Source organism: Bacillus sp. JJ864, from assembly GCF_036963045.1.
Lineage (GTDB): Bacteria > Bacillota > Bacilli > Bacillales > Bacillaceae_G > Bacillus_A > Bacillus_A pseudomycoides_C.
On the sequence record NZ_JBALLY010000121.1, the window covers coordinates 21,850 to 28,137 of the forward strand.

General features: G+C 35.8%; 5 protein-coding genes and 1 pseudogene. 5 read left to right on the plus strand and 1 reads right to left on the minus strand.

Annotated features, from left to right (window positions below; translation table 11 throughout):
* Positions 1-33 precede the first annotated feature (33 nt).
* From V7024_RS17930 to V7024_RS17950, 5 genes are all read left to right on the plus strand, one after another.
* On the plus strand, positions 34-858 hold the full coding sequence (locus tag V7024_RS17930) for a DUF2785 domain-containing protein (RefSeq protein WP_335522348.1): 825 nt from the start codon (positions 34-36) through the stop codon (positions 856-858).
* A gap of 413 nt (positions 859-1,271) precedes the next feature.
* Complete coding sequence (murQ, locus tag V7024_RS17935; protein ID WP_335522350.1) at positions 1,272-2,159, plus strand: N-acetylmuramic acid 6-phosphate etherase; 888 nt, start codon at positions 1,272-1,274, stop codon at positions 2,157-2,159.
* Positions 2,160-2,178: 19 nt separating this feature from the next.
* The gene (locus V7024_RS17940; protein WP_335522352.1) at positions 2,179-3,612 is read left to right on the plus strand and encodes a PTS transporter subunit EIIC; all 1,434 of its coding nucleotides are present in this window, start codon (positions 2,179-2,181) and stop codon (positions 3,610-3,612) included.
* A 189-nt stretch (positions 3,613-3,801) separates the two neighbouring features.
* The gene (locus tag V7024_RS17945; RefSeq protein WP_335522354.1) at positions 3,802-4,260 is read left to right on the plus strand and encodes an FMN-binding protein; all 459 of its coding nucleotides are present in this window, start codon (positions 3,802-3,804) and stop codon (positions 4,258-4,260) included.
* Positions 4,261-4,289: 29 nt separating this feature from the next.
* Complete coding sequence (locus tag V7024_RS17950; RefSeq protein WP_335522356.1) at positions 4,290-5,216, plus strand: FAD:protein FMN transferase; 927 nt, start codon at positions 4,290-4,292, stop codon at positions 5,214-5,216.
* A gap of 336 nt (positions 5,217-5,552) precedes the next feature.
* Here the strand turns inward: V7024_RS17950 and V7024_RS17955 are convergent.
* Positions 5,553-6,288, minus strand: a pseudogene (locus tag V7024_RS17955) (aldehyde dehydrogenase family protein); the annotation flags it as partial.

A 6,288-nucleotide genomic window follows, 5' to 3' on the forward strand; every position in this document is an offset into this window, starting at 1 on the left:
ATAGAAAAATGATAAAAGGGGCTAGAAAGTATTATGATGGATGAACAAGAATTAAAACAAGAACTACAACAAATCAAAAAGAACAATTACGCTGTACCAGAAGATGTGGACGCCTATCCATACGCACAATGGATGATGGATTATATCGGTTCAACTGATGCTGAGCTGCGGGATGAATTAATTTACAGTACGCTCGAACGATGGATAACAGACGAAGTATTTAAACCAAAAGAGTTACGCGGGCTATTGCTACAGGCGCTTAGTCCTGATTGTTTGTTTTATAAAATCGGTGAAAAGGGAACAGACTCTGTTTTTAAGCGTGCTTTTTCAATTTTAATCCCACCGCTTATTTTATCCGTTCATGAAAAAGAACCATTCTTATCTGAAGAACAACTCTACAGCGTGGCAGAACAAGTTCTTGAATATGTGTATCTCGAGCAAGATGTACGAGGCTATGTAGATGGCAAAGGATGGGCTCATTCTACTGCTCATGCCGCAGATGCGCTAGACGCTTTAGCACGTACGATACGAAATCGCGAATTTTCACATGCAATCCTTACTGCTGTTCGTCATAAGGTTCGTCTGCACGATTATGTATACATAAATTTTGAGGATGAGCGATTAGTGACGGCAGTAATGTCTTTATGGAACCAAAATCTCTTAACCCAAGAAGAATGGAACAACTGGCTTCACAGCTTTACGATCATTGAAGAAGCTTCAACTTCTCGAAATGATATTTTAGTACAAAACATTACAACCTTCTTAAGAAGCTTGTATTTCCGAGCTTTAAAACAAGAGGAAAACTCTACGTTTACAATTATTGTACTGGAGACTTTGAAAAAATGGCATAGGTTTTAATTTGGGTTGTAATATATAATTTTTTTCATGAATGTTCCCCTAAAAAATTATATAAAGGGAGAATAACTATTGGAGAAATACACTGTTAAACAAATTTTAGATGGATTAAAAATACGACTAGATAATCATAACAGCATAATGATTCATAATGTTATTAAATGTATTTACTAAATGAAGTAGATAAAAGAATCTAAAAGGATCATTGTCCTTTAATCAATTTAGTAAATATATTTCTGTGATAAAAAAAACAATAATAAAAAATACATATTGTTTATCAAAAAAGAGTCTTAATAATTTAAGACTCTTTTTTGAGCATTTAGCATAGCAATATAAAACATACCCATGGAGAAGATGAAACATCATGAAAATAACAAAAGAAAGCGATTTCAGCAAATAAATGAGGGTGATGAATAATGCTAGAAAATTTAATAACCGAAGCACGCAATAAAAAAACAATGAACTTAGACGAAATGTCAACAATTGATCTTTTAACAATCATGAATGAAGAAGATGCAAAAGTCGCAGAAGCAGTGAAACAAGAACTTCCACAAATCGCTAAGGCGGTTGAAGCGATTGTTGCAGCAAAAAGAAAAGGTGGCCGCTTAATATATATAGGAGCTGGTACTAGCGGACGTATTGGTGTATTAGATGCAGTTGAATGTCCCCCAACATTTGGAACAGATCCAGAAGAGGTAATTGGATTAATCGCTGGCGGTAAAAAAGCATTCATTAAAGCAGTAGAAGGTGCAGAAGACAGTAAAGAATTAGGTATGCAAGACTTAAAAAATATTCATTTAACAAACAAAGATATTGTAGTAGGAATTGCAGCAAGCGGACGAACTCCATACGTTATTGGAGGATTAGAATATGCAAATTCAATTGGTACACAAACAGTCGCAGTGTGCTGTAACAAAGGTTCCGCAGTCGGAAAAGTCGCATCCATTGCTATTGAAGTAGTAAACGGACCAGAAGTATTAACTGGTTCAACCCGCTTAAAAGCAGGTACATCACAAAAATTAGTTTGCAATATGCTTTCAACAGCCTCTATGGTAGGAATCGGGAAAGTATATGGAAATTTAATGGTTGATGTTCAATTAACAAATGAAAAGCTAGTAGAGCGTGCAAAGCGTATCGTGATGGAGGCAACATCTTGTGATTATGAAACAGCTGGAACCTACTTAGTAAAAGCAGAGAATAAACCTAAAATCGCGATTGTAATGATTTTAACAGGACTTTCAAAAAAAGAAGCGGTGGAGAAATTAGCAGATACACAAGGTTTTGTTAGACAAGTTGTAAAATAACCGAAAAGAGGACGACATGATGAACAAATATCATAGCATGGCATCTCAAATTTTAGATGCGGTTGGTGGTAATGATAATGTTTCAGCATACACAAACTGTATGACACGTCTTCGTATTACAATTGTTAATCATAGTTTAATTCATGAAGAAGTATTAAAAAAGATTGATGGGGTTCTTGGTACCGTTGATGATGAAACATACCAAATTATTCTTGGACCAGGTGTTGTAACAAAAGTAGCAGAACAATTCGGAACTATATTAGCAGAGAAAAAAGGAAAAGGCGGTTCCTCAAAAAATTCTTCTGCAGAAGAACTACAAGCAAAAGGTGCAGAAATCAAGGCGGAATTAAAGAAAAAGAATAATACACCATTTAAAAATTTTTTAAGAAAAGTAGGAAATATTTTCATTCCTCTTATACCAGCATTCGTTGGAGCAGGGTTAATTGCTGGTATTGCTTCTATTCTATTAAATAATATTACTGCTGGAAATTTAGATAAAGAAACTTGGGGACAATACGTAACAGTTTTAAATGTGATTAAAAATGCACTTTTTAGTTATTTAGTAATTTATGTCGGGATTAATGCGGCAAAAGAATTCAATGCAACGCCATCACTTGGTGGAGTAATCGGTGGTATCACCTTGTTAACTGGTGTGACTCCAGAAAATCCAATTCATAATATCTTCACTGCTCAGCCGTTAGCACCCGGACAAGGTGGAGTTATTGGTGTAATATTGGCTGTTTGGATCTTAGCATTTGTAGAAAAGAAATTACGTAAAGTGATTCCTGATGCAATTGATATTATCGTGACACCTACAATCGCAGTATTAATAGTAGGGCTTGTAACAATTTTCTTCATCATGCCATTAGCAGGTTTTGTTTCAGATAACTTAATCGGTGCTATCAATTGGGTATTATTACGCGGTGGTGCATTTGCTGGATTTGTACTTGGCGCAACATTCCTACCACTTGTAATGTTAGGATTACATCAAATATTAATACCCATTCATATTGAAATGATCCATACAACAGGTATGACACAATTACTTCCTATTCTTTCGATGGCAGGGGCTGGGCAAGTGGGAGCAGCAATGGCATTATGGATTCGCTGTCATAAAAATAAATCTTTAACAAATATGATCAAAGGTGCACTCCCAGTAGGAATTCTTGGTATTGGGGAACCGTTAATTTACGGTGTTACATTACCATTAGGCCGTCCTTTTATTACCGCATGTATCGGTGGAGGTATCGGAGGAGCAGTCATCGGATTGCTTAGCAACGTTGGTGCAATTGCTATCGGACCATCTGGTGTGGCATTAATTCCTTTAATTGCTGGTGGGGTATGGTGGAAATACGTTATTGGATTATTTGCAGGATATGTTGGTGGGTTTATCGTAACCTTTTTCTTCGGTGTACCAAAGGAAGCGATGATAGAACAAGAATTTAAAAGTTAACTAGAACAGCCTTTTCCCGATTAAATATAGGGAAAGGCTGTTCTTTTTTACAGAAAATTTGAGTTTAAATATGAAAACAAGAATTTTTTTTACTAGAGAAAAGGTTTTTTAAAACTTTTTTAAAAATAGCTTTGTAAAATACAAAATAGACATTCAAATATTTTTTCAATGATGCAGGAGGTCATGAGTATGGCTAAAATGGGAAACAAAATGATTTCGTTATGTACGGTTGCTGTAGGAATGATTTATACAGCAGGATACATTACTACAGAATCTCCAAAAGTAGAAGTGGCACAAACTTCCCGAAATATGACGGAACTTATGCCGCAATCTAAAGAACCTTCTACCAATTCTAATATATCAGCTAAAAACGTTAAAAGTGTCTATAAAGATGGAACATATTATGGTCAAGGTGCGAATCGCATTGGTTCAGTAGCGGTAGCAGTTACAATTCAAAAAGATAAAATTACATCTGTACAAATTACAGATTGCACCACTTCTTATTCTCAATCTTACATTGACGATTTACCTCAACAAGTCCTAGATCGGCAAAGTGTAGATGTAGTGTCCGGTGCAACAAGGAGTACAGAAGATTTTCAAGAAGCAGTTCAAAATGCTTTATTACAGGCAAAGCAGGCTAATTTATAAAAAAGAAAAGATAGGAAGTGTGACAGAGAATGCCTAGTCGTATAAGAAAGACATATGAACAATCTGCCCTTTACATGGGGACTATTATCCATATTAAAATAGTAACATCACACACAGAAACATATGTAAAAGAGAAAATGGAAAAAGCATTTCTAGCATTTTATTCTGTAGAAGAAATATGCAGCCGTTTCCATCAGCAAAGTGAGCTTCGGCGTCTATCTATGCAAAGTGGTCAAGCGATTCAAGTCAGCCAGATTTTATTTCAGGCTATACGCTTTGCATGCCAAGTAGCGGATTTAACGCAAGGGACTTTTGATCCGACATTAGGTCACACACTTGAAAAATTCGGATTTAATCGTCACTATTTAACAGGTGAAAAACTCGTTTCACCTACCGCAGTTTCTGCTAATTATCAAGATATAATTCTAGATGAAGAAAAGCGGACTGTTTTATTTAAAAAACCACTTTTGTTAGATTTAGGTGCCGTAGCAAAGGGGTTAGCAGTTGATTTAGCTGTCCAAGAACTACGGGATTTTGAAGGTTTTGTCATCGATGCTGGTGGAGATCTTTTTGCTAGCGGGACGAATGAAAAGAAGGAGCCATGGGTCATTGGTATTCAGCATCCTTTCCAAAAAGAAAAAACAATTTGTAAAGTTCAGCTAACCAATCAGGCAGTTTGCACCTCTGGTAGCTATGAACGAAGGAGTCCTATTCATTTGAATGAGCATCATCTCATACATCCACATTTAGAAACGTCTCAGTCTGATATCGTAAGCTGCACTGTAATTGCGCCTTTTGCGATGATGGCAGATGCTTTTTCAACAGCAGCTTTTCTATTAGGCAAAAAAGAAGGGACTACATTGCTGAAAAATGTTGATCTTGAAGGTATATGGATAACATCCTCTTTAGACATAAATATGACAGAAGGAATGGAGGGGTATTTGTATGAGCGTTGATAAAAAAGAAAACATAATGAACAGGGCGGGGCAAAAATATATTCGTACACCAAAAGGATATGTAATTGTGGATGAAACAAAAGAAAGCCGGCAACAAAAGCGAGGTCGTAAACCTTTTATGACCCCGAAAAGATTCGTCTTATTTATGCTACTTATCTTAATGTTAATAGCTCAGGTAAATACGGAAAATTATAATGGCCTTATTCATGCGGGGATTGCAGCTGCAACCGCAATGTTTATAGATACCTTAATTGCTATGCTAAAAAAACGAAAACTCACATTTCCTGCTGGAGCTGCTATAACAGGCTTGATTGTTGCACTCGTATTAAGCCCAATTAAATCACTGTACTCCATAATTGGTAAAATCGGTCCGAAAATTTCTTCTTTCATTGCTGCATCATCCCATGATTTTACTTCAAGAAGTGTTGGTTCAATATATAAATGACGTTTAGATGACTTTCCACCAAAGACTATATAATTTTTGTCTTGTTCTAATATAGAAATAAGTCTATCAAATTGTCTCTCATTGATAATTCGACCATAATCATTGCTTTTTGATACATCTGATCCATAAAAGTTTGTAATGATTTCTTTCATTTTTAAAATCAGTTTTCCCTTGATAGATTTGTGTGCAATACAGGATTGTCCAGCATTTATGAATTTTCCCCAGATAATACGTTTGGCTGCTATATCAAGGTTAGTTGTTTCATCGACAATAGCTGGTCCTTTTCCACCAAGTTCTAATGTTACTGGTACAAGATTTTGCGCCGCAGCTTCCATGACAATTTTTCCAACTGGAACGCTACCAGTAAAAAAGATATGGTCAAATGGTGCATGAATCAATAAAGAAGTTGTTTCGATGTCTCCTTCAATTACACGAATATATAGCTTATCAAATGTTTCACTTATTATTTTGCTAATTACAGCTGAAACATTTGGTTCATTTTCTGAAGGTTTGAGGACTACACAATTTCCTGCCGCAATTGCGCCGATAAGAGGTTCCATTAATGATTGGAATGGATAATTAAAAGGCCCAATAACTAGCACTGTACCATATGGCGCTTTTATTATG

What these genes read in the sequence shown, in the direction of transcription:
- V7024_RS17950 (WP_335522356.1), top strand. Translation starts at nt 4,290, where the DNA reads ATGCCTAGTCGTATAAGAAAGACATATGAACAATCTGCCCTTTACATG.
- V7024_RS17940 (WP_335522352.1), top strand. Translation starts at nt 2,179, where the DNA reads ATGAACAAATATCATAGCATGGCATCTCAAATTTTAGATGCGGTTGGT.
- V7024_RS17930 (WP_335522348.1), top strand. Translation starts at nt 34, where the DNA reads ATGATGGATGAACAAGAATTAAAACAAGAACTACAACAAATCAAAAAG.
- murQ (WP_335522350.1), top strand. Translation starts at nt 1,272, where the DNA reads ATGCTAGAAAATTTAATAACCGAAGCACGCAATAAAAAAACAATGAAC.
- V7024_RS17945 (WP_335522354.1), top strand. Translation starts at nt 3,802, where the DNA reads ATGGCTAAAATGGGAAACAAAATGATTTCGTTATGTACGGTTGCTGTA.